This is a genomic window from Bacillus massilinigeriensis (assembly GCF_900117315.1).
Taxonomy (GTDB): Bacteria; Bacillota; Bacilli; order Bacillales; family Cytobacillaceae; genus Bacillus_BE; species Bacillus_BE massilionigeriensis.
The window spans coordinates 3884211-3910918 of record NZ_LT630337.1 but is presented as its reverse complement, the minus strand read 5'-3'; the positions used below and the strand labels follow the sequence as shown (position 1 = coordinate 3910918).

Sequence of the window (26708 nt, the reverse complement as noted above, 5' to 3'; positions counted from 1 at the left end):
ACAAACCACCAATTTACATTATTAAGAGACTACTGGAGAATTGACCCCAGTAGTCTCTTAATCTCAAGTTTGACACTTAAAACCGCCAAAACCATTGGTAAGTCAATGTTTTTGGCGGTTTTTTTATAGATAAAACTGCGTACTATTTTACCTTTTTTGTTTGTTTTAAAATTTTTTTCATCTCTTTTTGGGTTACAATTTCAAAATCAGTTCTGAAGCCAAAGGCATCGTGTAAAGCATCTGTAACCTTTGTTCGAGTATATGTAGGTATGTATCCTTCCCCATCTGTCTCCAACATTTTCATCTCTTTCAACGTGTTGATTAATTCATGACATGTGAATTGCTCATCTAATTTTTTCTCTAAAATACGATAAATCAATAGAGATAGGAAGCAGGTTAGAAAGTGTGCCTTTATTTGGGTGTCCTTTTGTAAATATACAGGCCGAGATCGAAATTCACTTTTTAATATACGAAACGTCTCTTCAATCTCCCATCTTCCATGATTAATTTTGATGATTTCCTCAACAGTAGACTCTAGATTTGTACATACTGCATAAAATCCATCATACATTTTTTCATTATCAATCTGTTCTTGATTTAGGATTGCTTGAGTTTTGTTGGCAATTTCGCCATTGTTTGTAACATGTGTTGCCTTAATGAACCTTTTAGGATCATTTTGATGGGGTTTATTTAATGAGTTCGGATTTTCCATTTTCTTAATCGCTCTCTCGACTTGATTATCTCGAATGGACGATTGGTATCGCTCATAAACAGGGGAATAGGTAACAATTAATTTCTGTTCCAAATCATTTTCTTTTATCCATCGCTCTTTGTAATACATTCGTTCGTCATTTTCGAGCTTTCGAATATCATCCAAGTTTACTTCTTGATTACTCCCAGATATTCGCCATCCTTTGGAATCTAATGCCCACTCCTTGAGAAATTTCTTAAGCTTTTTAATGGATTGTGTCGTCACAAAGGCACGTTTTCCTCGGGTATTATATAACCGATTACTGTTAGAGGAGAGACCGGCATCTGTACATACAACAAATTTTGAAAGATGGAAGTCCTTCAGGATGCGACGTTCTAATGGTTTCAATGTTGTTTGTTCGTTTGTATTTCCGGGTGTCATACTAAAAGCCAAAGGAAGACCGGAACCATCCATGAATAGTCCCATTTGAACGATAGGATTGGGACGGTTTTCTTTTGAAACGCCATACTGCTTGATGCCTTCGGATTCTTCTATCTCAAAGAAAAAGTTTGTACAGTCATAATAGAGAATCTGCGTATTACGATTGACAACATTTAGGCTATTCTTATAAACCATCTCTTCAATATGGTCAGATTGCTCCGCAAGGACTCCTAATGCTCGATAGATTTGATGTGACCGAAAATGAGAAGGCTCAAGTAAATCTTTTGCATGTTCGAATGTTCCTTTTTTGGATGTGGGGTGTAGAACCCGCAAAAAAAGAAGACGTGAAAGAATTTCATTAAGATCATAATCAAAATCATATTTTTGGGAAATCCGCTGACAAACTGTATCTAATTTTAACTCGTGATAAATCGTTTGCAGAAAAAGATACCCTATATTGAATTGCCTCTGTTTATCCAACGCAATCTGTTTCAATGGGCTAAATTTGACAATCACTTTTTGGCTACTTTCTTTTTCCTTTTGAGTTAATTCCATGGCATATTCTTTTGCCCACGTATATGGATCTACACCAGGATGTTTTTCTAGAATGTCATCATCATTTCCCAAAGCTTCAACGACCTTAGAAGATTTTTTTCCGTTTCGGTACACGTCTTTAATAATTGAATAAGAGGTTGAATTTTTAGAAACACTTTTTTTGACACGCATAAATATCCCCACCGTACATGAAATATACTCTAATTGTACCATTGTACGGATTAGTACGCAATATTTATGTGTATTATTTGACAAAAAAATATAAGCCTACGTAGGCTTACAGTCACTTTTTATTTGAATTAGGTGTAAAACTCCCGGGTTCCTGAGGATCAGGAGGAAACGCAAAAACACCATCTGGAAAAGCTTCATCGAATTCTTCTACTTCTTTTCGTAGCATCAAATCACGCCCCTTTATGTTAATATTACATTATATAAGATAATGGGAAAACTCTTGCGTCAAATAATATAGGGGGCCGTGAAAAGTGAATGATAAAGACGAAGGCGTGTCCGAAGAAGTTAAATTGGCTGTAGAAAGACTTTGTAAGCGATTAGAGCCTAAAGATAAAGAAAATAATGCTTTATGGAAATTAGTCACAGAAATATGTCAACAAAATGAAGTTGATAAAGACTAAACTTTTATTACATAGAATTCAAAATTAAGGGGCGTTGCAAATGGAACTAATCCCGCGTAGAGAGCCACAAGGGATCTCATGTCAACACTACCAAGAATACTTAGATAAATTGAAGATATACGAAAACAATGGCATCTTTGACGAACAACAAATGAAAATGCTTTACCTACTTATGGCTGATCTTGGGATAGAAACCATGGTTAAAAGCTTACCTACGGTAACAAGAAAAGAGTTATTAGAAACTTTGGAAGAAGCAGAGATGGCGCGAAGATGTTTAGAAATCGTGGAGAATGAAGTCTTGAAATTCGGTAAATATAGCAAGGTAGAACACGAGCATAAATTCGATAAAAAGAACAATACTTTATATATTTTTTTCGTGTAATCGATACAGGTTCTATTTGGTCTGTACGTTACAAGTTTTATAATGGGGAGTTCAAGGAAGAAGGGCGTTTTCAAGCATTTGCGTGTGAGGATACTTTGCGTAAATTATTAGACAGATAATCCCGATGAGATGTCAGATTTAGTTCATAACTAAGAGCTGCTTTAAAACAGGAACGGATATTGGTATATGAGGGGCTTTTAATTTACGTGGAAGGTTATTTTCAATAAGCGTTTATTAATTAATCCAAAAGGGAGTTTTTCAAGTGAAGACATGGGAGAAATCTCAAATAGATGAACATAACAGAACCGATGAGGCAATACTGCAAGAGATGTTAACAGTAGTAAAGAGGTTGGTAGACAGTGGCTATTCAATAGATGAGGTATCCAAACATACACCCTATTCAGCAGAAGAGCCAGAAGGATTTCTTAAAAGGTTTGGAAAATGATTAGGAACATTTTTTATCGAAAATACTCGGTCCTTTCCTCCCTCCTTTCGGAAGTTGCCGGTGTGCCGATAAGCTTTAGTGATAATTGTAAAATTCCAATATTTTCATGAAAGAGGAGGCTAACGTGCAAAAACGGGTATTTTTAGAAAATATAATTTTTAGCTTCAAAATACACTCAGACCCGTAAAAACCTATCAGAATGTCATATCATTATTCATTCTTTTTATTCGTTATCATCCCATATGTAGACAATCTCTTTGAGTATTTGCTCTCGCAATTGCGGTTTTATCATTGCTTCAGTTGCTAAATCAACCTTTAGGCCTAAATTATCTTCTAAGTAATATTTAATAGACAACAATTCTAAACCGAGTGCCAACTCAGATTCTATTAGAATACCCACATCACTAGTATTTTGTTGTTGATTACGGGCGTATGATCAGAAAATGCCAATTTTTTTAATTCCATATTCCTGTAAGAATTTTTTTGATGCTTTTATTATTTTTCTATTATTTTTCTAGATCTTTTATTAATGGGTCTTTCATATCCGACACAAAAATCGACTAATACCCACTTAAATATTTTTGACAATTAACGGAACACTATCCTTTTATCTAGTCTCCAATCTGGACTGGGTGATTTACCAGCAACGGTATCTTATGGAGGCATAACTATACGGGTAATCGTTATTTACATATTAATATAGGAGGACAATTACATACATAAGAAGCACAGATGACGCGCGTATCATCTGTGCTTTTTTAAGGGAATTATGTTTTTAATATTGTTTCTAAAAAGAAAGCAATATGCTGGTCTAAAAGGGATTCTACTTCTGAGGTATCCTTCCCATCAAATGTTAGAATATTATATTCCGTTAGTAAGGAGAAAACAGGATATTGATACTCTATTGCTAACATTTTTGGATTGAGTGGACGGATCTTTTTCATGTCTATTAATTTTGTGAAAACTATTTCAAGGAATTGTATCGTTGTTTTGAATAAATCGTTTATAATTATTTCTCTTGCAAGAGGAGAACGGTATTGCTCTACTTGAAGAATTCGCCATATTTTTTGCCCGTTTTCATTCTCCATATACTTCTTGAAATTTCTGTGTCCTGCTTTTAAAAATTCCTCTACTGAGTTAGTTTGTAAAATATTATCTAACATTTCAATTGGTGGTAGCGTTTTAGAGAAATCATCTCTAAAAAAGGTAAAGATATCCTCCAGTATAGCATCTTTACTACGATAGTGATTATATAAGGAGCTCTCCTTAATCCCTACTTCTCTAGTAATTTCACGTATAGATACTCCACTATATCCTCTTCGGGAGAATAGGTCCAATGATGTATAAAAAATTCTTTCCTTTGTGCTTAATGTCATACTTCTACACCTCATTTTAGTCATTCTTTTATCTAAAAGATTTCTATTTATACACAGTACTAAATATTGAATAGATATTGCAATATGCTAATGAATGGATATAATAATATTATATACTAACGTTAGTTAGTTTTAAAGAAGATTATTACTGGAAATTTACAAACCCATGTAAAAATAGAAGGAAGTGTAAGTGTTGACCGAGCAACTCATAAACAAAGACAATAAGCCTCATAAATTAAAAGCAGATTGTGAAAATTGCTTTGCTCTGTGTTGTGTGGCGTTGCCTTATTCGCAGTCTGCCGATTTTGCTATGAAAAAATGTGGCGGAACTCCTTGTATACACCTTGAATCGAATTATAGGTGTAAAATTCACCAAAATCTTAGAACTAGTGGCTTTAAAGGATGTACGGTATATGAATGCTATGGAGCAGGTCAAAAGGTTTCTCAAGAATCCTTTCAAGGGGTAAGTTGGAGGGATTCTCCGAATATTGCTGATGAAATGTTCCGGGTATTTCCAATTATGCAGCAACTTCATGAAATGCTTCATTACTTACAGGAGGCTTTAAACTTACAGGATGCACGCCCTTTATATAATGAATTGCAACAGATATACGAAGAAACGGAAATGGTTACGCATGGTAGTCGAGCGTCCCTCTTAGAATTTGATGTGCCTGCGCATCGAATGATTATTAGTAATTTGCTTCTAGATGTAAGCAAATTAGTGCGAACCAAAGTAAAGGGTGGGAAATACCTAAAACCTAAAGGAGTGACCACTGATTTAATCGGTGCAAATTTTAAAAGAGCTAATCTAAAAGGTATTAGCTTTAGAGGGGCTTATTTAATTGCTGCTAACCTAAGAGGTGCTGATTTAAGAATGTGTGATTTTCTTGGTTCAGACTTAAGAGATGCCGACTTAAGTGGGGCAAATTTGACAGGAAGCTTCTTCCTAACTCAGGCACAAGTGAACGCAGCTAAGGGTGATAAAATGACCCAATTACCCAAATCGGTTTCTCCGCCACTACATTGGTTAGTTTAGATGAATTAGGTCAAGTTCAATAAATTATTGGAGTGATAGAATTGAAATCTTTTATTCGTACGGATCAATTTAATTTTATAAAAAGACAAGTACAAAATCTTGTTAATGGTCACGCTACAGCTAATGATGATGGTGTGAGGAGTGCTTTGAAATCAATGACTTTAGAAAGAGTTTTAGTTTTATTTCCTTTAATAGATGAGGAACAAGCACAGTTATTACAACCCATATCTTTAATTGATAATAAAGAAGAGGCAGAAGCCTTTTTATCACAATTGAAGCCTTATGTCATGCCTTTTGAAGTGTCAGAGCAGGGAATAAAGAAGCTATTTCCTAAAGCTAAGAAGTTAAAGGTACCTTCGCTTGCTGAAATAGATTTACGCGACATAGCTTATCTAAGTTGGACAGATACCACTTCTAATAAAAGGTATATCGTCATTAATCGTGATAGTAAGCTGATCGGTATAGAAGGTTCATTTACACCATCGAATCAAAAAGGGGTTTGCTCTATATGTAATAGTCATAAAGAGGTTGGGATGTTCCTTGTTAAAGAAAAAGGAAAAGAACAAGGAACTTTTAAGACAAAAGGAAATTATATATGCCATGATAGTCAATCATGCAATAAGAATCTGACATCTTTAGACAAATTAAATAATTTTGTGGATTTGCTTAAATGATGAAACCTGATAAAGAGTAGAAGTAGTACTGTATGGAACAGCTAGTGATTAGAACTCAAGCCAAGTGAAAGCACCAGTGTGGGTTTTCTCAATATTGTGGTAAACAAAATTAAATAATAAAGAAAGTTGGTGTTCTCTTTGAAATTTATGGAAAAGGTTACATTAGGTAATGTTGAACAATGGTACATTGCTCGTGGTTCTAGTATAGAAAACCCAATTCTATTATTCTTTCATGGTGGCCCAGGAAGTCCCCAAACAGGGGCACAACATAAGTATAATAGAGAATTAGAAAAACATTTTCTTGTTGTGAATTGGGATCAGCGAGGCTGTGGGAAGTCCTATAACAAAAACGTCGACCCACAAACTATGAATGTGCAACAACTACTCTCTGATGCATATGAACTAGTACAACATTTATTAGAACGTTTCAACAAAAAGAAAGTCTATATTATGGGTCACTCGATGGGAGCATTGCTAGGAATACTATTTGTAGAAAAATATCCAGATGTAATCACGGCTTATGTGGGAATTAATCAACCTATTAATCGACCCTTAGAGGAAGAAAATTCTTATAAATTCACTTTTAATCATGCCACTAAAGCGAATGACAAAAAGGCAATTTTAGAATTAGAGCAAATAGGCGCACCCAATAATGGTTCGTATAAATCAATTGATGGACTGGTAAAGCAAAGAACCTATCTTACAAAAATAGGTGGAGTTACCTACAAGAAAAATGCTATGTTCATCAATATGCATTACTTGTTAAGTTCTCATTTTAACATGAGGGATCGACTAAATTTCTTTAAAGGATTCTCTTTCACTTCTCAACACTTGTGGGAGGAATTATGTTCTTATAATATAGCTGAGAGTTTATATGAATTAGATGTACCTGTTTACTTTGTCATGGGGCGACACGACAAAATTGTCCATGACCTAGTTGAAACTTTTTATCAAAAAGTCAAAGCACCAAGAAAGAACATCTTGATTCTAGAAAATTCGGGGCACATGGCTTGTTTTGAAGAGCCAGATGTATTTAACAGTTTTATGATTAACAAGGTACTGAAAGAGAATGAGGCTGTTTAAACGATACAAAAAGGCCATTTTGAGAAAAATGACAATCTGTGATTTGATTTATAAATGTTCTTATTTTTTCTCTTTTTGAGAAGTAAGTGGATAGGTAAGATTAAGTAAATAGCAACCCAACATAAAAAACATAACATTTTTTTAGAGTGTACACGTTGATAATTCTTTCTAAGAGTATGCTAACAGCCAAAAATAATTGTAGGAGAAGGAGAATTTTCAAATGTTTAGTGTGTATTATAACAGATTTAAGGTTGCTTTCTGGATAATTTTAACGATTTTATTTGCTACAGGGAGCATTTCAAATATCTACACTGGTACTGATTGGGAAGTAGCATTAAATGCTGTACTTGGAGCTGTTTGTTTAATTGTATCCATAACATTATTTGTTAAACAAAGGAAAAATGAGAAATGAAAAAAGACTTAACTGAAAAGGATGGAAGATTAATATTACTGTTGACACTTTTAGGAGCTTTCGCTGCCGTAGTAATGATTCCTTATCAAAAGGAGATAGGGCTACTAGATATATTGATTGAGACCTATCATATCTCCTTTACAATTGCTGCAATAATAAATGTCATTCAGGTAACACTCTACACGTTAATTGCTTCAGCTATTGGCCTCCATCTTGCTAGACGTGTAGGTTTTAATGTTTCTTATCTAAGAGGTTTAGTATATAAAAATAAAACAGTTCCTTTGTCTTTGAAATGGATAATGATTGCAATTTTAGGCAGTGCAGTAGGAACATTAATCATTGCAGTCCTAGAAGTAAAGGTATTTCAACCTCATTTTGTAACCCAGTTAGTACCGAATGTAAGTCTGTGGAAAATAGGATTGCTTATGTTTTATGGTGGTATTGTTGAAGAAATATTATTACGTCTTTTCCTTCTATCTTTAATTGTTTGGATTTGTTCCATTTCCTATCGGAAGCAGTCTAGGCCTATTCCAAAATATATCTACTGGATTGCGATCCTTGTATCGACCTTATTATTTGGGCTCGGGCATTTACCAGCAACTGCAACTGTCTTTGGTGAGATTACTAGTTTATTATTTATTCGTGCTATAGTATTAAATGGATTGATGGGTGTCTTCTTTGGTTATTTATTTTGGAAAAAAGGTCTAGAGTATGCAATTATTGCCCATATGCTAGGGGATGTATTTTTGCATGTAGTATGGCATTCGTTGTTCACGTAATAGTACAACATAAGCAACATTTTAACTTGATAAAACAAACAGAACATATATAGGGGAGACTAACTAAAAGTTTACTTTTCTTTCTACTAGCATAGTATCATTTTCAGTCAGAATGTGTACCGAAGTGTCTTAGATTTCAATTTTAGGAGAAAAGAATATGAATGGTATAACTTTACGAGATATAGATAGCAATAACTTTTTTCAATGTATAATGTTAAAATCGCAGGAGTCTACAGGTTACCCTCTTTTTGAGGAAAATGTTGCTTCAAATGTCTTTTCCATTGCACAATCAAAGGTTGAACCTGAATGGGTTACGAAAGCAATCTACAATAATGAGAATGAGATGATAGGTTTTGCGATGTATGGACTTTCTCCCATTTTACATGTGTATTTTATTACAAGGTTAATGATCGACTATAAATACCAGGGAAAAGGTTATGGAAGATTAGCCATGCTGGAAATAATCAAGGAAATGAGAAAGCTCTCTTGTGGAGAAATCTATACAAGTTTTGTTCCAACTAATGACAGAGCAAAAAACTTATATATGAGTCTGGGTTTCAAAGACACTGGCCGTGTCGTAGAATTTGGGGAAGAAACCGAGCCACTTTATTGTTTAAATCTTAACTAGTAGTGGAGACCGTCTTGGATGGTCTCTTTTTCACATAGAATATTTCAATTATTATAGTTCTAATTTTTATGCTCACAAGGTTATTCGTTAAAACTATCTAAGTAAAAAAACAGTTATACGTTTAATTAGAAAATGTTTCGGTAAATAGTTTACGTTAATTCGTTAGGAGTAGTTAATATGGACTTAAAATTGATTTGCAATACATGGGATATTGGTAGGATTATAGAGATTAGGGAAATTAATCAAGGCTTTATGAATAAAACATACTCTATAATTACAGAGGATAATTCGTATATTTTAAGAATTTATGAGAGTGAAAGTGATATAACCAAGGTTAGACGTGAGTATTTGATACTGGAGTACCTAAGTAATTGTCAGCTTTCCTTTGAAGTACCCACTTTTATAATGAACCATACTGGTGATTATTTATATCAGTCATCTGAAAATGGAACCATTTCTATTTTAATGCCTTTGTTAAAAGGGATTAATCCAGATTTAAGCGATGCTAAACAAGCTTATGAAGCTGGAAAGGCATTAGGAGAGTTAAATAAAGCACTAAGTAGACTAAGTGAAGATGTATATAAAGATTTGGGAAGAAATCCTGCCTATGATCAATTTCGTCAATTTCATCCTTTAATTAAAGGTATTGATAAAATTGTTGATCATTTACCAACTTCTATTGCAAAAAAACACGAACTACATAAGATCTTTCAACAACTTGATAAGGAGATTGATAATAGTTATTATCATCTGCTTGGAAAACAGTATATTCATGGTGATTATACTTCGGGCAATATATTGTCTATCAAAGGAAAGATAACTGGAATCATCGACTTTGAATTTTGTTGTTATGATGTACGTCCTATGGATTTGGCAATTGCGCTAGGCGGAGGACCAACAGCATTATGGGAAATGGACCAAAGTCTAACCAACATAGGCATGCTGACAAAAGGATATGTTAGTGTTACCCCCTTAACCGAAAATGAATTATTGTATATTCCTTTTTTGATAAGACTTCGTCGTGCTGCCATGTTCGTTTACTTTACGGCAAGGTATGTAAAAGGGCTTGATAGTGAAAATTGGATAATTGGAATCATAGATTGGATACTTGCAAGTGAAGCTTGGCTAATCGACAACAAGGATAGATTAATAGATAAAATTATACAACAAAGCAGGTGAATTTTATTGCATTTCTTGGAAGAAGGGATATAATAGTATTATGTGCTAACAAACGTTAGTTATTATAGTGCGAATATGATGTATCTTAAGGAGAATTAGAAAAAAAGAGGGATATTATGACACGAAACATTTTAGTTAGAGAAATTACAAAAGAGAATTGGGAAGAAGCATTCAAAATATCTGTTCATGAAAACCAAAGTACATTTGTTCCCACTGTGGCAGAATCTCTTGCTTTTGCATATCTTAAGCCTTGGGATGAAGCGCTAGATCCTTACGCTCTTTATTGTAACGATTCAATCATTGGTGCTTTCTACATTTCTTATACACCAGGTAGTGAGCATAATTACTGGATCGGTGGATTTCAAATTGATAAGAAGTTCCAAGGAAAAGGTTATGGAAAAGATTCTTTACATATTATAGTAGACTTCATAAAAAAGACACATCCCGCATGTAAAAGCATCTCATTAACTGTAGAGAAAGAGAATAATCATGCAATACATTTATATGAAAAGATAGGATTTACAAGTCAGAAAAAAGCAAATATGTATGGAGAACTTGTTTTTAAACTAGATGTACCAAACTGAAGCAAACTTATTTTGGTAGTGTCTTCATAAAGTAGAGGGCATAACCTGTCTATTAATAGAAATGGTATAGGACTATGCAAAAAAAGAAGCAGGTTAGTTCCAATGTCCTACAGCCAAATCAAATGTTGCATTGACTATATCGATCGTATGAATTTTCCATCTTCTTACCAAGGTTACTTTTTCCCTGCACCAGGAATAAGAGCGTATAAACAAGTATCTGCGTGTTCCCGTTTTAGATATTTTTTTAAAACGAGTAGAGCAGATGCTTTCAGCGTGTCAAAAATTGAATCATACAACTGTCAATGCTTTGGGTATTGCAAAAAAAGGACCGTCTATTGACGGTATCTTTTTCCTAATAAGAAGAACTAAGTTACTTCTTAATAAATCTCATAATTAAACTGACAATGAACGAAATTATTGTATAAACTACAACCCAAATAAAGAAAGATTCATTGAAAACAGAGAAAGTTAAGATGGTGAACACAACTAATGTTAATAGTGGCATTACAAACCATCTTCTAACCAAAATGAAACCGATAATTGATGCTACAAGAACAATGATAGGACATATTAATAATACCAGAAAAAATTCCATATCTACTATTACCTCTTTATAGGTTATACCATTCTATACAAGACCTAGTTAATTTTTATCTAAAAGCAACAAGGATTACGAAAAGTGCCTTAAAATTTGTGCAAAATATACCTATGGTGACTTTATAAATTTATTGTTTCTCATACATATGGCGATGAAGATCCTCAATTGTTTGTGGTGGTAACTTGTCAATTTCCTTTATAGCATTTTTAATATCTTCCTTTGCACCAAGAATTATAGCTTCTTCTAGCTCTTCGTTCCACAGTCCTCTTTTATTAAGAAATTTCCGGAAGCGATTTAAAGGGTCTTTGCTTTTCCATTTTTCAACTTCATCTGACTCTCTATAAAGGTCAGGATTATCACCTGAAGTAGAATGTGGACCAAATCGATATGTTAGTGCTTCGATAAGTGTTGGTCCTTCGTTATTAATTGCTTGATTACGTGCATCCTTTGTTGCTTTATAAACAGCTAATACATCCATTCCATCTACTCTTATACCCTTAATTCCAGCCGCAACAGATTTTTGTGCGATTGTTTTAGCTGCAGTTTGCTTTGAAAATGGTGTAGAGATCGCAAATTGATTATTTTGGACAAAAAAGATTGCTGGCGTATTAAAGGCTCCGGCGAAATTCATTCCTTCATAAAAGTCGCCTTGTGAGGAACCGCCATCACCCGTATATCCTACAGCAACTGCCTTTTGATGTTTTTTCTTTAAACCAAGTGCTACACCTGCAGTTTGAATAATTTGTGCACCAATTATGATTTGTGGAAGCAACGCATTAACACCGTCTGGAAATTGACCAGCTTTAAAATGTCCTCTGGACCAAAGAAATAAATTTTGTAATGGTACACCATGAAAGAATAACTGTGGAATATCTCGATAACCCGGTAGTATCCAATCTTCTTTTTCAAGTGCAAATTGACTTCCTATCATTGATGCTTCTTGCCCAGATGTTGGAGCATAAAAACCAAGTCTCCCTTGGCGATTTAACAAAATAGATTGTTTATCAAGAGTTCTTGTATAAACCATTCTTCTCATCAATTCAACTAAATCATTATCGGGCAAGTTCGGAAAATTCAGCTCATCAATTACATTTCCTTCTTCATCTAAAACCCTAAATTCTTGAAATTCTTTTTCAATTTTATGTAGTAGATTTTCATTCAAAAGAACCAACACCTTTTATAAGTATATTTTATACGAGCGTATATATTTACATTATAAATATTCTGGCTAATACTGTCAATATTAGTTATGAATGTATAGATCGATTACTAAAAATATTAGTTGAAAATCTATGGACATTCTATATCATTAATATTGAGGTGAGTTTTTTGACACTTGAAAAGCAATTGCTATATTTACTCTCTAAAGTGGGAGAAATTGAAGGTAAAAAGCTAATCAAAACATATGAAGCTATGGGCTATACCCCACAAATAATTAGAAATTTATTAACTAAATTAAAAAAGGAAAAATATATTGATTCATTAAATCGTGCCATTTATCGAATTACTCCATTAGGAAAAGAAGTCCTCAGTTCTTTATATTTTAAAAGGGATTTATACAGCAAGCATTGGGATGGGAAATGGTACATCATTTTAATTGAAATACCAGAAATGTTAAGGAAAAAAAGAGATATATTTAGGAGAAAACTGATTCAATTTGGATTTGGGCAATTAAATAAAAGTGTGTATGTTTACCCTTGGGATATAACAAAAGATGTAATTAATATTATCGACACACTTGAAATTGAGGATTATGTAACGATTCTTGCAAGTAATGAATTCCTATTAAATAAGATTTCCAAAGATGGTGAGAAAGGAGCAAATAAAGCATTAGAAATATGGAAGATTGAAGAACTGAATAATATATATAAAGAAAAATTTGAACGGTTTGAGATGGAACGTAAATCAGATATTAATAAGCTACTAAATAATCAACATCCGGATGATTTAATAGCATTTAGCTATTATTTAGAGATATGTAAATTAATAAATGAACTGTTGGATATTGATCCCATGTTACCACCAGAATTTTTACCGGGGAGCTGGGGAGGTACAAAGGTATTATCAGAATTAAATAGGTTATATAAGTTGATAGCAAATATTATTCCTAAAGAGTCTATCTATTACATTTTTGTAGAGAAGGATCTATAGGATCAGTGCTTTCTTACTGAACTGTTATAATAAAATAAGGTAGCAAAAGTAAGAGTGTGAATATTGTACTTTACGTATAGGGTGCGTTAATCCAAAGGATTAGCGTTTTTTTGTTGTTTAGCGTACAATGATTAACTTTTTTGCTGTGGATATTTCTAAATGAGGTGTATTTAGGTCTAGCTTCAGCACCTAGCCCTTCGAGGTAGAAATGAGTGTCAAGAAGTCAAAACACGACTTTTATTGACACAGAAGATTTGCTTGCCGGGGCTGAGAAAGCGCCTTAAGCGTTTTGTTTCTAAAGAGCAGAAGGCTAAATACGGGAATGTTTAATTGGTAAGGTTCTCTTACATTTGTCGATAGAGATCATCAACTGATAATGGAGGCAACTTGTCAATTTCGTATATAGCATTTTTACTCTCTTCCTTTCCATTATTCTAAAAAGCAATTATCTTATCCAATGACCATTCACGGGTATCTGTACATTCTATAAGTAATATTCCTTCCGTGTAAGAGTCCATTTTACCAATTAGTTCTCCACTTGAATTCCATGCACAGCTTCCCCCAGCAGCTTTATATCCGCCAGTTTCACCACAATAATTTGCCATAAAGACTGTCATATTATACTTTTTTGCCGTGTGCTGAAGTACCTTAGTATCGTTTGAATAACCATTGTCTGACAACAATGCGCTTGTGATATAAACCGAGGTGTTAGTGCTGTAAGCATTGCTTCTGTGTATAGGGTTGTTTGTATCCGCGCAAATTGCAAAGGAAAATATTTCATTCTTTTCTATTATTTTAGGATCCAAATTCCCCGGAATAAAATATTGTTCCTCGCCAGGATATAAAAAATGTTTGGTATAAAGTTCAAAAGTACCGTCTTTAAAGAATATTAAACTGCAAATCATTATATCTTTTCCAAACCTAACGGGAACTCCAACCACAGCATTTATATTATTGGTAATACAGCAGCTTCGAATTTGAATTAATCTCTCATCTTCATAAGAGAATGCAAGTTGATCTGAACGCTCTAATTCGTACCCCGTTAAAGATAGTTCTGGAAAAATGACATAATTACTGTGATGTTTTCCTGTAGCTTCAATGACAGCACAATGCTTCTTTAAGTTGTATTCGAGGTCTCCGTCCATTACCGAAATTTGAGCTAATGCAATAGTTATATTCTTTTTCTCATCCATCATATAATGCTCCTTCCCTATCCTCAATTTTTAAACTTTCTTGCTAGTAATTGGTATTTTTTTGTTGCAATTTAAAAAAGAAGTATTATAATATTCAATGTACTAACGTTCGTTAGTGTTAAGACGATTATAATATAAAGGAGTTTTTTTGTCTAAGTAATTTTTGCCCTTTTTATAAGTCGAATAAATATGGAGTTTATAGGAGGTTAGTAGAATGAGTAAAATAATGCGTTTAGAAGGGTTCATTGTATTTTTACTTGCCATTGGATTTTATTATGTAAATGAATTTAGTTGGATAGTATTTATTATCTTTTTACTTGCGCCTGATGTAGGAATGGTAGGATATGCAGTTAATAATAAAATGGGTGCATATATTTATAACATTTTTCATACTTATACGATTCCTCTACTTTTAATAGGAGTGTCAATTTTAATGAAAGTTGATATCCTCTTATTGGTTGGCTTGATTTGGAGTGCTCATATTGGAATGGACCGCTCCTTAGGCTATGGATTAAAATACAGCACTGGATTTAAAGATACACATCTTGGTAGGTTTTAAGTTTTAATACAACCATTAATGGTGAGTCCATTTGTACATCTAAAGGATATTTGAAGGGAGAATAAATTATGAAGAGAGTAGCTGTTTTTTGTGGGTCGAGTGATGGGGCACAAAAAGAATATAAAGAAGTAGCAGCAGAACTTGGAAAAGAACTAGCAGTAAGGGGAATCACATTGGTTTATGGAGGGGCTAGTGTAGGAATGATGGGAACATTAGCTGATTCGGTTTTACATAATGGTGGAGAGGTCATCGGGGTAATTCCTAAGTTGTTAGAAGAGAGGGAAATCTCGCATAAACTGTTATCCAAATTATATGTCGTCGAGACTATGCATGAAAGAAAGGCGCGAATGTCAGAGTTAGCTGATGGCTTTATTGTTTTACCAGGCGGTCCTGGAACAATGGAGGAATTTTTTGAAATTTTCACATGGGCGCAAATTGGATTGCATCAAAAGCCTTGTGGACTTCTTAACGTCAAAGATTATTTTAATCCATTACTTGATTTGCTTGACCATATGATTGAACAAAAGTTTTTACATGAAAGATTCAGGTCTTTCGCGATTATAGAAAACAAGCCAGAAGCTTTATTAAGAGAACTTTACCAGTTTGAGCCACTTTCAATAAAAACGTATTCTACTTCAAAAGTGATAAATTAATTGCTTTTATGATATAAATCTGACATATCGCCTAAAGAACCATCCTATAGCACAAAATTAATAAGAGAGAAGTGAAATAATGAAAGGGAAAAAAAAGCATAAATTTTGGAGAATTGTTAGAAATGTATTTTTAATCTTATTATCTATCTTTCTACTATGGATTGTATACCATCAGGTGATGACTAAATTTGAGCAAAAGAAGTACTCTGCAATTGGGCAGTTAGTTGAGGTTGATGGGAAGAAAATGCACGTGTATACAGAGGGGGAGGGTGAACATACCGTTGTCCTATTAAGTGGATTAGGTACGACAGCTCCTGCGCTAGATTTCGAACCGTTGATGAATGAAATGGCAAAAAATAATAAAGTTGTAGTCATAGAGCCCTTTGGTTATGGCTGGAGCGACGTAACAAAGAAGGAACGAACAGTTGAGAACATTACGGAGGAAATCAGAGCAGCTCTTAAGGAAAGCAATATCAATGGGCCTTATATCTTAATGCCTCACTCCGTTTCGGGAATTTATAGCATGTATTACGTAAATAAATACCCTGATGAGGTAGAAGCTATTATTGGAATTGATAGCACTTTACCGATGGCAACAGAATACTTTCAAGAAGCTGCACCAAGTTTACCAGGATTTTTGAAACTTGTCGCCCCAATGGGAATCGCAAGAGTTGCGGTAAATGTCATTCCTGATAATTTTCTTCCAATCGCAGATGAAGGGACTTATTCTGAAGAAAATTTACAGATGACTGAGAAGCTTTCTGCTTGGAAGGCATACAATTCTAATGTTATAGAAGAAGCACAAGAATTAAGCAATAATATCAAGAAGACAAAGGATATGTCATTTCCTCCAAACATACCTATTATGATGTTCACGACAAAGGAAGACAAGGTAAATGAAGAAGGAAAATCAAATGTCACATTTTATCAAGACCAATTACGTAATCAAGATTCTAGCGAACTCATCATCTTGGATGGACATCATTATTTACACTGGACAAAATCTCAGGATATGAGTAAACAAATTAATGATTTTATTGAGGACTACATTGGAACTGAATAAAGCAAGACCCAGGAGCGACGGTTCTCAGTTAGAAGGATTCATTTCATTTGAAGTGTAGATTCACTTATCTTAAGGAAAACTGGATGTAGCTTTTGATAAGACAGTCGTTACATTAAGTGAGATCTAAGAATCGGTAGGAGAGCGATAACTTCAAACTCTTACCTATCTTATAAATAACTACTTGGTACTGATACACTCTATTTTACAACTGAAACCTAGGCGTTTCTCAATGAAAATCTGACTAATGAGACATACCTTTTTCTAGTACTAGAGTAGCAGTCCATGCATCATTATTATTATATTTATGCAATAAATGGAGCCTAATGCAGCATCTGGCGTTCAGAAGGAGAACTGCAATAATTTAGAGGTTGAAAGAGATTATGTATGCTTGTGTTCAGGGGAGAACTTTATCTAAATTTAAGTTGGAATAAAATATAAAACATTTCCTTTACATACATTACAGGGGTATAGTATGTAATAAATATAGCAATTATTTCCTTGTTATATATTGGAGGTTAAAGGTTATGGAAGCACTATTAGAAAACAAATTACAAATGCAAAGTAAACAAAAATCACTTGTGTTAAGTATTTATCTTACTGGAATCTTTATGGGAGCCCTAGATCACGGAATTGTCGGGCCCGCATTAAGCTCGATTGTTAGTACATTTGGCATCAATACTTCATGGGGGGTGTGGAGTTTCACGATTTATACCTTACTTTTTGCAGTTAGTATACCCTTAATGGGCAAATTCTCTGATCGATTTGGTAGAAAGCGAATTTTCATGATTGGTATTCTGTTATTTGGATTAGGCTCATTACTATCAGCTGTCGCTCCTAACTTTTTGACCTTTTTAGTAGGAAGGAGTATTCAGGCAATAGGTACAGGGGGTATATTCCCGATTACTGCTGCTTACATTACTGTAAGTTATCTAACTGAAGAACGTGCGAAAGCAATGGGATGGATTGGTGTAGTATTTGGTTTAGGAAGTATTATGGGGCCTATTGTAGGAGGATATATCATTCAAAATTATGCATGGCAATGGATCTTCTTAATCAATGTACCTATTTCAATCTTGGTTGTTTTTTCAATGAGTGTGATGAAATTACCACAAACAATTAGTAAGAAACCAATCGATTATTTAGGCATTATCTTAATAACAGGGATTATCCTTTCTGTTATGCTAGGTATTACATTGAAAAATGTCCCAATACTTATCATTGGTTTACTAATCGTCCCATTTTTCATTAAAACAGAAAAGCATTCACAAGATCCTATCATCAAACTGAATTACTTCAAGTCAAAATATGTGTTAATTATTTTAACCTTATCACTGATGTCCGGTTTCATAATGGCATCAACAATGAATCTTTTACCGTTATATATAGAAACAAACTTTGATGTAACGAAGGCACAATCGTCTTATGGAGTGGCTCCACTTGCAATTGCTTCTATGGCTGCTTCCTTGATAGGTGGGTATTTGGTTACAAAGTGGGGAGCAAGAAACATATTGTTTCTAGGGTTTGCAATCACATTAATCGGTTCACTTTCTTTCATCTTTCCGATTACCTATTCATTGCTACTTGTTTCTGCTGCTATAACTGGTTTTGGAATTGGGATTATTATTGGTGCACCACTAAACATCCTAGTGATACAGGGAACTTCAATGGAAGAAGCAGGTTCAGCAGTTGGGCTGCTAAGTTTATTTAGATCCTTAGGTTCGACCATAGGACCAACAATTGCTGGTATCATTTTATCGTCTATTGCAAGCGGTTTTGCCTATATATTTATAGTATTAATGATTGTTTCAGGTTTAGCATTGTTATTGTTTATGAATTTAAAAAAATGAGAAGCGTTTATGTTGAAACAACTATCGATAGTGAAATGAAAATCTATGCGTCTCCTAAGAATAAAGGGAAATTATTACAAAACGATAAACTACTAGGTGAAAGAAACATTCTTAAAATAAGTAAATCCTCTGATGTAAAAAAAATAGAGAATTATTTTCCAATCAATACTTTACATAGGGTAGGGGGGTATGGTAAATTATATTCATAAGGAGGTTATGAATATGGTTGAAGAACAGGAAGAATTGATTGAAAGTGAGAATTGCTGCTCCAATCATTCTGAAAAGGTAAGTCATCACTCAGAAAAAGTGAAGAAGTCCTTGGTTACCCGCTTAAACAGAATTGAAGGACAGATTCGTGGTATTAAGGGTATGATTGAAAAAAATACGTATTGTGATGATGTCATTACACAAATTTCAGCGGTCCAATCAGCATTAAATAGCTTTTCCAAAGAATTATTAGATCATCATTTAAGAAGTTGTGTAACAGAAAGAATACAAGATGGTGATTTAGAGGTAGTCAACGAACTTCTAGTTACGATTCAACGATTAATGAAAAAATAAAGGGAGAGATAGATATGGAGAAAGTAACCTTAACTGTAAATGGAATGTCATGTGGTCACTGTGTCAATTCTATAGAAGGAAATGTAGGAAAATTAAATGGCGTATCAGAAGTGAAAGTCCACTTATCTGAAGGAAAGGTGGATGTAGCGTTTGATTCAACAGTTGTCTCTTTAGATGAGATTAAAGAAACAATTGCTGATCAAGGTTATGATGTAGTTTAAGTTGAAATTTGATACTGAAGGAAACGTGCTGAATGATATGCACGTTTCCTTTTGAAAACAAATATACCATCACTGGGTATGGGAGGTTAAGAAGATGACTCAGGAACTTAAAGAAGCAGTTCTTCCGATAACAGGAATGACATGTGCTTCATGTGCGATCCGAATTGAAAAGGGGCTTAAAAAAGTAGAAGGTGTAGAAGACGCGAATGTAAACTTCGCCCTAGAAAGAACATCCATTAAATACAATCCAAATGTTGTTCAAATAGATGAATTCAAAAAGAAAATAAATGATTTAGGATATGACGTAGTCGAGGAAAAAGTTGAGCTAAATATTATTGGCATGACATGTGCTGCTTGTGCGACAAGAATAGAAAAAGGTTTAAATAAAATAGAGGGTGTTACAAAAGCGAATGTAAATCTAGCGTTAGAAAGTGCAACCGTTGAATACAATCCATCACAAACAGGTCTAAACGATATGTTACAACGTGTTGAAAAGCTTGGTTACAAAGCAACTCTAAAAGATGATCAAAAAGAAGACCTTGTAGATATGAAGGCAAAAGAATTAGAAACACAACAAGGAAAATTCCTCTTTTCACTTATTTTATCCGTTCCACTTTTGTGGGCAATGGTTAGTCACTTTAGCTTTACATCTTTTATTTACCTTCCAGACATGTTTATGAACCCTTGGGTACAGCTGACACTCGCTACTCCTATTCAATTTATTGTTGGGAAACAATTTTATGTTGGAGCTTTTAAAGCCTTACGAAACAAAAGTGCAAACATGGATGTACTAGTTGCCTTAGGTACCTCTGCTGCCTACTTCTATAGCTTATACCTATCAATTGTATCAATTGGTAGTGGAAGTCACATGGTGGAATTGTATTATGAAACTAGCGCCGTTCTTATTACATTAATTATTTTAGGGAAATTATTTGAAGTTCGAGCAAAGGGTCGCTCTTCTGAAGCAATAAAAAAATTAATGGGTCTTCAGGCAAAAACGGCAACAGTTGTACGTAATGGAGTTGAACAAGAGGTTACATTAGAGGATGTAGTTGTTGGTGATTTTCTCCTTGTAAAACCAGGAGAAAAGGTACCGGTAGATGGTGAAATCATTGAAGGTCGCTCTGCTTTAGACGAATCCATGTTAACGGGTGAAAGTGTTCCTGTTGATAAAACAGTCGGTGACATAGTCATTGGTTCCACCATTAACAAAAATGGATTCCTAAAGGTGAAAGCAACAAAGGTCGGACGTGACACAGCACTTGCGCAAATCATTAAAGTGGTGGAAGAGGCACAAGGATCAAAAGCACCAATTCAACGATTGGCCGATCAAATCTCAGGTATTTTTGTCCCGATCGTAGTGGGTATAGCGGTTCTTACATTTTTCGTTTGGTTCATCTGGGTAGCACCTGGAGACTTTGCTGAAGCACTAGAAAAATTAATTGCTGTTCTTGTCATCGCATGCCCATGTGCATTAGGTTTAGCTACTCCTACTTCCATTATGGCTGGATCAGGAAGAGCAGCAGAGTTTGGAGTATTATTTAAAGGTGGAGAACACCTTGAGATGACACACCGTTTAACAACGATTCTTTTAGATAAAACAGGGACTGTGACGAACGGTACTCCAGTTTTAACGGACGTTTTAGTTGAGCAGGGAGTGGACGAAAATCAATTTTTACAACTTGTCGGAACAGCTGAAAAACAATCTGAGCACCCACTGGCTGAGGCTATTGTAGCTGGAATTAAGGAAAGAAATGTCGAACTTACTGAGGTTGAGGAGTTTGAAGCGATTCCTGGATATGGAATAAAGGCAAAAGTAAATGGCCAATTCATTTTAGCGGGCACAAGGAAATTAATGCAACAACATAGCATCAAGATTGAGCAGGCACTCCGTACAATGGAACAGCTTGAGGAAAAAGGAAAAACGGCGATGCTCATTGCGATCGATAATCAATATGCAGGTATAGTCGCAGTAGCCGATACAATTAAAGAAACGTCAAAAGAAGCGGTAAAGCGTCTAAAAGACATGGGTCTAAATGTTGTGATGATTACAGGGGATAATGAGCGTACAGCCAAAGCGATTGCAAAAGAAGCTGGTATTGACTCAGTTGTAGCGGAAGTCCTTCCAGAAGGAAAAGCAGAGGAAGTGAAAAAGCTACAAGAACAAGGAAAAATTGTTGCAATGGTTGGAGATGGGATTAATGACGCACCTGCTTTAGCGATCGCTGATATTGGAATGGCAATCGGTACGGGAACAGATATTGCAATGGAAGCTGCGGACATTACCCTTATTCGTGGAGACTTAAATAGCATTGCCGATGCGATCTTTATGAGTAAAAAGACCATTCGTAATATTAAACAAAACCTATTTTGGGCATTTGCTTACAATGCACTTGGGATTCCAGTTGCAGCACTAGGCTTCCTAGCACCTTGGTTAGCAGGAGCGGCCATGGCGTTTAGTTCTGTATCTGTTGTCCTGAATGCACTTAGATTACAAAGAGTTAAACTATAGATAAAAGGAGAACGTCCTATGAAAAAGTGGATCATTTCAGCTTTTCTGTATTTAGCTATTGTCATTGTTGGGTACTTTGCCTATGAAGCTGTTTTCGGAGTAGATGAAAAATTAGACGCTCATACTGAGGAGCACACTGCTTCAACTAGTGAAGCAAAAGAGGCTGGGAAAGCTCATGACTCACATTCTAGAGATGAATTACATGAGCATGGTCAACAAACTAGTACAGAAAGTGAAGTAAAGGTAACCGTAAAAGAAGAGAATCAATCATTAACAGTAAGACTTGAAGACCTTGCTGGAAATCCTGTAACAGATTTAGAAGTAAGCCATGAAAAGCTTCTTCACTTGATCGTAGTGGATGATCACTTAGACCAATACTTCCATCTACATCCGGAAGAAACTACACCAGGACAATTTAAAGTGGAAAGTCCACTAAAAGAAGGTACGTATAAGGCATTCGTTGATATTAAACCAAAGGATCTAAATTATGAAGTTCAAACGATTTTATTTACTGTAGGAAATCCTGACACTGGAGAGCATAGTCATAGCTCTTTGAAGATCGATCAAACTCTAGAAAAAACAATAAATGGAAACAAAGTAACGATGACACCCACATCATTAGTCGTGAATGAGCCGGTTAACTTGACATTCGATGTTCACGGAGCCAAATTGGAATCATATTTAGGAGCATTAGGCCACGTTGTGATTCTAGATGAACAAGCAGATGAATATCTTCACGTACATCCATTAGATGGTGATACACCAGTTTTCGAAACGCAATTTTCAAAGCCAGGAATTTATAAAATATGGGCAGAATTTCGGGAAAACGGGAATGTTACAGTCTACCCATTTATTGTAGAAGTAAAATCATAGGTTGCTAGGAGTTACTATATAAAAGTAGCTCCATTTTTTATGTTCAAAATTTAAATTATAAGGGGATAAAAGGAGTACCGTCAAGAAAATGCGGGTTAACAACACTAAGCCAATCTTCAAGACGGTTCCCCTATTTTTAACAACGTTAAGAAAGTTGTAGTGATCTTAAAGAATCTAATTAAGAAGAATATTCATTTATTTAGGTCTGTTCTTTTAACTAAAGTTATCAATAGATAACTTTCTTATTTATGGACCTAAGAGTAATGCCATACATAAGAACAAACAATTTTAGAAAAAATGAATTTCTTGATAGAAATAAGAACAATGATTACGTAATAACTTGTGTAGGGGCCACTTACGAGGAGGAAATGAATGAGAATAAACGATAGTAACGTTGTGCAACAGTTAACAAAAAGAAATGAAAAAGCTTTATATTATATCATCGATTGTTACGGAGGTTTGATAAAAAAAGTCATTCAAAAGTACTTGTACAATTTAGAATCTATTCAAGAGGAATGTTTGGATGATGTACTACTTCTTATCTGGGATAATATTCATTCATATGACGAAAGTAGAAATTCACTTAAAAATTGGGTAGCAGCTATCGCAAAATACAAGGCAATTGATTATCAAAGAAAATACAAAAGATATTTAGAGCAAAAAGATATCCATGATGAGATGGTAGAAAGTCCATTTGACGTAGAAGCACATGTAACAAGAAATATGTTAAGTAGTACTACTGAGAAAATGCTCAGTTACTTAAAGAAAGAAGATCGTACATTATTCATCAAACATTATGCTGAAGAGAAAAATATCGATGAATTAGAAAATGAAACGGGTTTGGAAAGATCCGTTCTTTATAATCGTTTGTCCCGTGGGCGAAAAAAGCTTCGGTCATTATTTCAAGGTAATTCAGCAAGTGGAAAATAGAATGAGGTGAATAGATGAAAAACTTATTCGAGAGTTTAAATGATGAAAAAATTACTCTATTAGAATTTGAAGACGGTCAAATAACGGATATCGAAAAGAAAGCTACTAAAAAAAGAATAAAGGCAAAGTTAAAGAGTAGGTCTGGTAATAAAGAAAGGATACTTGCTGTAGCAGCTTCGCTGGTAGTCATAACAATTTTAGGGATGAATACAAAATATACTTTAGCAGATATTCCAATAATCGGGGACGCACTAGAGAAATTTGTGCATTCACAAGAAGGTTCATTAAGTGATTATAAAACAGTCATTGGAGAATCGGTAGAAAGCAATGGAGTGAAGCTGACATTGAATGAAATAATATTAGATGAAGGTCAACTCCTTATTAGTAGTACATTCCATACGGATATATCGGATAATGACTTGGCTTATAATTGGTATTCAAAAATAGAGGTTTATATTAATGGGAAAAAGTCAGACCTCGGGGGAGGTGGAGGCCCCGAAGGAATAACCAATTCAGCAGTGAATTATTTTTGGGCTACGGATTTAAAAAATATTAAACTGCAAGATAATCAACAAATTAAAATAGTCTTTAATGATTTGGAACGAAGTGATTCAAAGAAATTAATAAAAGGAAAGTGGAGTTTTGAATTTACTGCATCCGGTGAAAAACTCAGGGCAGACAAGAAATCAATACCAGTCAATAAGTATTTTATCCTAGAGGAGGGTCAGAAAGTGACGGTAGAAGAATTGATATTAACTCCTGTTTCAACAGTAATTACTTATAAAATGGAGGGTATTTCCAATGACCTTTACTTCAGACTTGAAGATCAAAATGGGATGAAATTGCAAGAATTCTCTAGACAGCTCTCAAGTGACATCAACATTAATAGATTTATAGCATTAGAAAACAACATAGCCAAACTGAAGGTCATTCCATATATCTATTCTAATGAGGCAGGAGTAGATAATAACGAGGTGATTCTCTATGATGAAATTTTTGAAATAGATGTGAAATAAAGATTTAACGAACGTTAGTTTAAGCGGTAAATATAGAAGTAATAAAATGGGAAGGAATGGTATGTTATAAGGGCTGTTTTTTTCTCTATTTATACATAGTGTTGATTAAATGACCTTTCACTGAGGTGAGTCCAAATTTATGAATTTTAGGGCGGACAAAAGATGAAACATATGCAGGAACAGATGTAGAAGAAATTGGAATGAATTGGTCCTAAACAATAGTCCTTCAAGTAATGATAAAAATTGTATGAGGAGCAAACAAGAGTTGATTTTTGTCTGTAAAAAAAATATTAGGGAGATAAATACATTGAACGTTAATGAATTTCAGGAATGGGTAAAAGCTTATTATGAAAAAAGAGGGTGGTCAGAATTAGACATATTTATTAGAATTGGTTTTTTAGTTGAGGAAACAGGAGAAGTTGCTAGAGCAATAAGATCTCTAGAAATCGGTAGAGATAGACCCGATGAAAGTAAAAGAACATTATCACAACTAAAGAAAGAATTAACAGAGGAACTTGGGGACGTCCTAGGCAACCTGATCGTTATTGCAAATAAATATGAAATACCGCTAGAAGATATTTTTAGGTCTCATCGTGATAAATTAGATAATCGGTATACATAAAAAAATAATCTACTAAGCTGATTGCATCAGAAAAACTATTTGTAGTTTTACAGAATTCTGGACATAGCTCGTTTAGTACAATCCGAGGACAATTGAACCGACAATAAAAAAATGTTGAAAACAAAGAATTTGCAACCTAATGAAGTAATTTATGTGGGAGATGAGCACTGAGATATAGTTGCTTGTAACAAGAGTAACGTAAAAGTGATCTGGGTTTAAGGGGGTTACGATGGAAGAGACGTAAATAAATCAGCTAATCCTTATTATATAGCTCAAAAACCTGAGGGTATACTTGACTTAATCTAAATAAAGTTATGTCTCATTCAAATTACTGATTGATTTAAGTGAAAAGTCAATTATTTCAGGAGAGAAGGTTATCCTTAGACCATTTAATTCCGATGGCTTCCCTATATTGAAAAATGTTATGGGATCCTGGGGTTATAAAACTTACAGGAAGCACATCTTTTTGATTTTAATCCCAGAGCAAAAAAAGTATATGAAAAGTTGGCTTTTTATTAGATAGTGTAGATAAAAACAACTTAGAATTTGAAGGTAAATGAATTGATTTCTTAAAAATGAAATTAACAAGAGATAATTGGTTTAGGATGAGAGAAAATACATAAGAAGATTAATTACTCTAATATTAGGTTCTATGCAGTGTTAATATAGTACCCTTTATGTTTACTAGGTAATTGTTAGTCAATATTCTCCAATAATTCACAAACAACGCCATGATATACTACACAAACGTAGGTGAAAAAAACGACACTGCGGAAAATTTTGTGTAAATAAGTCTGAAATCAATCCTCCTTGGCAAGAATTAGGATAAATAATTTTTGCTAAGGAGGATTTTTCGACATGAAATTACCAAAGGAAGTAATCAAAGAAATGGTGAAGGAACAAAAATTCACTAGTACTAATCAAATCATGGAAACCATCAAAGAAATGTTCGCCGATATATTGGAGGAAGTTCTCCAATGTGAAATCGATGAGCAGCTGGGTTATGAAAAAC

At 34.3% G+C, this 26708-nt stretch carries 28 protein-coding genes and 2 pseudogenes; 24 read left to right on the top strand and 6 right to left on the bottom strand.

Going from position 1 to position 26708, the window contains the following annotated elements:
* Positions 1-142: 142 nt before the first annotated feature.
* Positions 143-1858 (bottom strand): IS1634 family transposase, encoded by a 1716-nt coding sequence (locus BQ6100_RS19290; RefSeq protein WP_075981344.1) that lies wholly within the window; start codon positions 1856-1858, stop codon positions 143-145.
* 311 nt (positions 1859-2169) lie between these two features.
* On the opposite strand from BQ6100_RS19290, the gene BQ6100_RS21360 reads away from it, so the two are divergent.
* From BQ6100_RS21360 to BQ6100_RS19280, 3 genes are all read left to right on the top strand, one after another.
* A complete protein-coding gene (locus tag BQ6100_RS21360) occupies positions 2170-2319 on the top strand; it encodes a hypothetical protein (protein WP_159433185.1) in 150 nt (49 codons plus the stop codon).
* A gap of 40 nt (positions 2320-2359) precedes the next feature.
* Positions 2360-2701 (top strand): hypothetical protein, encoded by a 342-nt coding sequence (locus tag BQ6100_RS19285; RefSeq protein WP_075983146.1) that lies wholly within the window; start codon positions 2360-2362, stop codon positions 2699-2701.
* 262 nt (positions 2702-2963) lie between these two features.
* On the top strand, positions 2964-3146 hold the full coding sequence (locus BQ6100_RS19280; RefSeq protein WP_075983145.1) for a hypothetical protein: 183 nt from the start codon (positions 2964-2966) through the stop codon (positions 3144-3146).
* Between the two features lie 223 nt (positions 3147-3369).
* Here the strand turns inward: BQ6100_RS19280 and BQ6100_RS21355 are convergent.
* Both BQ6100_RS21355 and BQ6100_RS19270 read right to left on the bottom strand, forming a co-directional pair.
* Positions 3370-3570, bottom strand: a pseudogene (locus BQ6100_RS21355) (nucleotidyltransferase family protein); the annotation flags it as partial.
* Between the two features lie 343 nt (positions 3571-3913).
* Positions 3914-4522, bottom strand: coding sequence for a TetR/AcrR family transcriptional regulator (locus tag BQ6100_RS19270; RefSeq protein WP_159433183.1), 609 nt, complete (start codon positions 4520-4522; stop codon positions 3914-3916).
* 274 nt (positions 4523-4796) lie between these two features.
* Here BQ6100_RS19270 and BQ6100_RS19265 point away from each other — a divergent pair, with 274 nt between their 5' ends.
* From BQ6100_RS19265 to BQ6100_RS19230, 8 genes are all read left to right on the top strand, one after another.
* Positions 4797-5558: a pentapeptide repeat-containing protein gene (locus BQ6100_RS19265; RefSeq protein WP_235816557.1), complete on the top strand. Its 762-nt coding sequence runs from the start codon at positions 4797-4799 to the stop codon at positions 5556-5558.
* Positions 5559-5599: 41 nt separating this feature from the next.
* A complete protein-coding gene (locus BQ6100_RS19260; RefSeq protein WP_075983142.1) occupies positions 5600-6232 on the top strand; it encodes a FusB/FusC family EF-G-binding protein in 633 nt (210 codons plus the stop codon).
* A gap of 147 nt (positions 6233-6379) precedes the next feature.
* On the top strand, positions 6380-7315 hold the full coding sequence (locus BQ6100_RS19255) for an alpha/beta fold hydrolase (protein ID WP_141770173.1): 936 nt from the start codon (positions 6380-6382) through the stop codon (positions 7313-7315).
* A 220-nt stretch (positions 7316-7535) separates the two neighbouring features.
* Positions 7536-7727 carry a hypothetical protein gene (locus tag BQ6100_RS19250; protein ID WP_075983140.1) on the top strand — a complete coding sequence of 64 codons (192 nt, stop codon included), beginning with the start codon at positions 7536-7538 and terminating at the stop codon, positions 7725-7727.
* Positions 7724-8506: a CPBP family intramembrane glutamic endopeptidase gene (locus BQ6100_RS19245; RefSeq protein ID WP_075983139.1), complete on the top strand. Its 783-nt coding sequence runs from the start codon at positions 7724-7726 to the stop codon at positions 8504-8506. The genes BQ6100_RS19250 and BQ6100_RS19245 overlap by 4 nt, the downstream gene beginning before the upstream one ends.
* A gap of 157 nt (positions 8507-8663) precedes the next feature.
* Positions 8664-9134 (top strand): GNAT family N-acetyltransferase, encoded by a 471-nt coding sequence (locus BQ6100_RS19240; protein WP_075983138.1) that lies wholly within the window; start codon positions 8664-8666, stop codon positions 9132-9134.
* 177 nt (positions 9135-9311) lie between these two features.
* Positions 9312-10313, top strand: a complete 1002-nt coding sequence (locus BQ6100_RS19235) for a phosphotransferase enzyme family protein (RefSeq protein WP_075983137.1) — start codon at positions 9312-9314, stop codon at positions 10311-10313.
* A gap of 116 nt (positions 10314-10429) precedes the next feature.
* Positions 10430-10897, top strand: a complete 468-nt coding sequence (locus BQ6100_RS19230; RefSeq protein WP_075983136.1) for a GNAT family N-acetyltransferase — start codon at positions 10430-10432, stop codon at positions 10895-10897.
* Positions 10898-11267: 370 nt separating this feature from the next.
* Here BQ6100_RS19230 and BQ6100_RS19225 read toward each other — a convergent pair whose 3' ends face one another.
* Both BQ6100_RS19225 and pdhA read right to left on the bottom strand, forming a co-directional pair.
* On the bottom strand, positions 11268-11492 hold the full coding sequence (locus BQ6100_RS19225; RefSeq protein ID WP_075983135.1) for a DUF2651 family protein: 225 nt from the start codon (positions 11490-11492) through the stop codon (positions 11268-11270).
* Between the two features lie 130 nt (positions 11493-11622).
* The gene (gene pdhA, locus BQ6100_RS19220; protein ID WP_075983134.1) at positions 11623-12657 is read right to left on the bottom strand and encodes a pyruvate dehydrogenase (acetyl-transferring) E1 component subunit alpha; all 1035 of its coding nucleotides are present in this window, start codon (positions 12655-12657) and stop codon (positions 11623-11625) included.
* 167 nt (positions 12658-12824) lie between these two features.
* On the opposite strand from pdhA, the gene BQ6100_RS19215 reads away from it, so the two are divergent.
* Positions 12825-13646 carry a PaaX family transcriptional regulator C-terminal domain-containing protein gene (locus BQ6100_RS19215; RefSeq protein WP_075983133.1) on the top strand — a complete coding sequence of 274 codons (822 nt, stop codon included), beginning with the start codon at positions 12825-12827 and terminating at the stop codon, positions 13644-13646.
* A 434-nt stretch (positions 13647-14080) separates the two neighbouring features.
* On the opposite strand, the gene BQ6100_RS19210 is transcribed toward BQ6100_RS19215, so the two are convergent.
* A complete protein-coding gene (locus tag BQ6100_RS19210) occupies positions 14081-14839 on the bottom strand; it encodes a carbon-nitrogen hydrolase family protein (RefSeq protein WP_159433182.1) in 759 nt (252 codons plus the stop codon).
* Positions 14840-15053: 214 nt separating this feature from the next.
* Between BQ6100_RS19210 and BQ6100_RS19205 the strand changes: the two genes are divergently transcribed.
* The 12 genes and pseudogenes from BQ6100_RS19205 to BQ6100_RS22145 all read left to right on the top strand — a co-directional run.
* Entirely contained in the window at positions 15054-15398 is a 345-nt protein-coding gene (locus BQ6100_RS19205; RefSeq protein ID WP_075983132.1) for a DUF4260 domain-containing protein, read from the top strand.
* A 68-nt stretch (positions 15399-15466) separates the two neighbouring features.
* Complete coding sequence (locus BQ6100_RS19200) at positions 15467-16051, top strand: LOG family protein (protein WP_075983131.1); 585 nt, start codon at positions 15467-15469, stop codon at positions 16049-16051.
* 79 nt (positions 16052-16130) lie between these two features.
* Positions 16131-17114 (top strand): alpha/beta fold hydrolase, encoded by a 984-nt coding sequence (locus BQ6100_RS19195; protein WP_141770172.1) that lies wholly within the window; start codon positions 16131-16133, stop codon positions 17112-17114.
* Between the two features lie 524 nt (positions 17115-17638).
* A complete protein-coding gene (locus BQ6100_RS19190; RefSeq protein WP_075983130.1) occupies positions 17639-18961 on the top strand; it encodes an MFS transporter in 1323 nt (440 codons plus the stop codon).
* A gap of 222 nt (positions 18962-19183) precedes the next feature.
* Positions 19184-19522, top strand: a complete 339-nt coding sequence (locus BQ6100_RS19180; protein WP_235816556.1) for a metal-sensing transcriptional repressor — start codon at positions 19184-19186, stop codon at positions 19520-19522.
* Between the two features lie 14 nt (positions 19523-19536).
* Positions 19537-19743, top strand: a complete 207-nt coding sequence (gene copZ / locus BQ6100_RS19175) for a copper chaperone CopZ (protein WP_075983128.1) — start codon at positions 19537-19539, stop codon at positions 19741-19743.
* Positions 19744-19837: 94 nt separating this feature from the next.
* Entirely contained in the window at positions 19838-22255 is a 2418-nt protein-coding gene (locus BQ6100_RS19170; RefSeq protein ID WP_075983127.1) for a heavy metal translocating P-type ATPase, read from the top strand.
* 18 nt (positions 22256-22273) lie between these two features.
* Complete coding sequence (locus BQ6100_RS19165; protein WP_075983126.1) at positions 22274-23128, top strand: hypothetical protein; 855 nt, start codon at positions 22274-22276, stop codon at positions 23126-23128.
* Positions 23129-23500: 372 nt separating this feature from the next.
* Entirely contained in the window at positions 23501-24058 is a 558-nt protein-coding gene (locus BQ6100_RS19160; protein WP_075983125.1) for a sigma-70 family RNA polymerase sigma factor, read from the top strand.
* A gap of 14 nt (positions 24059-24072) precedes the next feature.
* Positions 24073-25074: a DUF4179 domain-containing protein gene (locus BQ6100_RS19155; RefSeq protein WP_075983124.1), complete on the top strand. Its 1002-nt coding sequence runs from the start codon at positions 24073-24075 to the stop codon at positions 25072-25074.
* 307 nt (positions 25075-25381) lie between these two features.
* On the top strand, positions 25382-25696 hold the full coding sequence (locus BQ6100_RS19150; protein ID WP_075983123.1) for a MazG nucleotide pyrophosphohydrolase domain-containing protein: 315 nt from the start codon (positions 25382-25384) through the stop codon (positions 25694-25696).
* 858 nt (positions 25697-26554) lie between these two features.
* Positions 26555-26708, top strand: a pseudogene (locus BQ6100_RS22145) (IS256 family transposase); the annotation flags it as partial.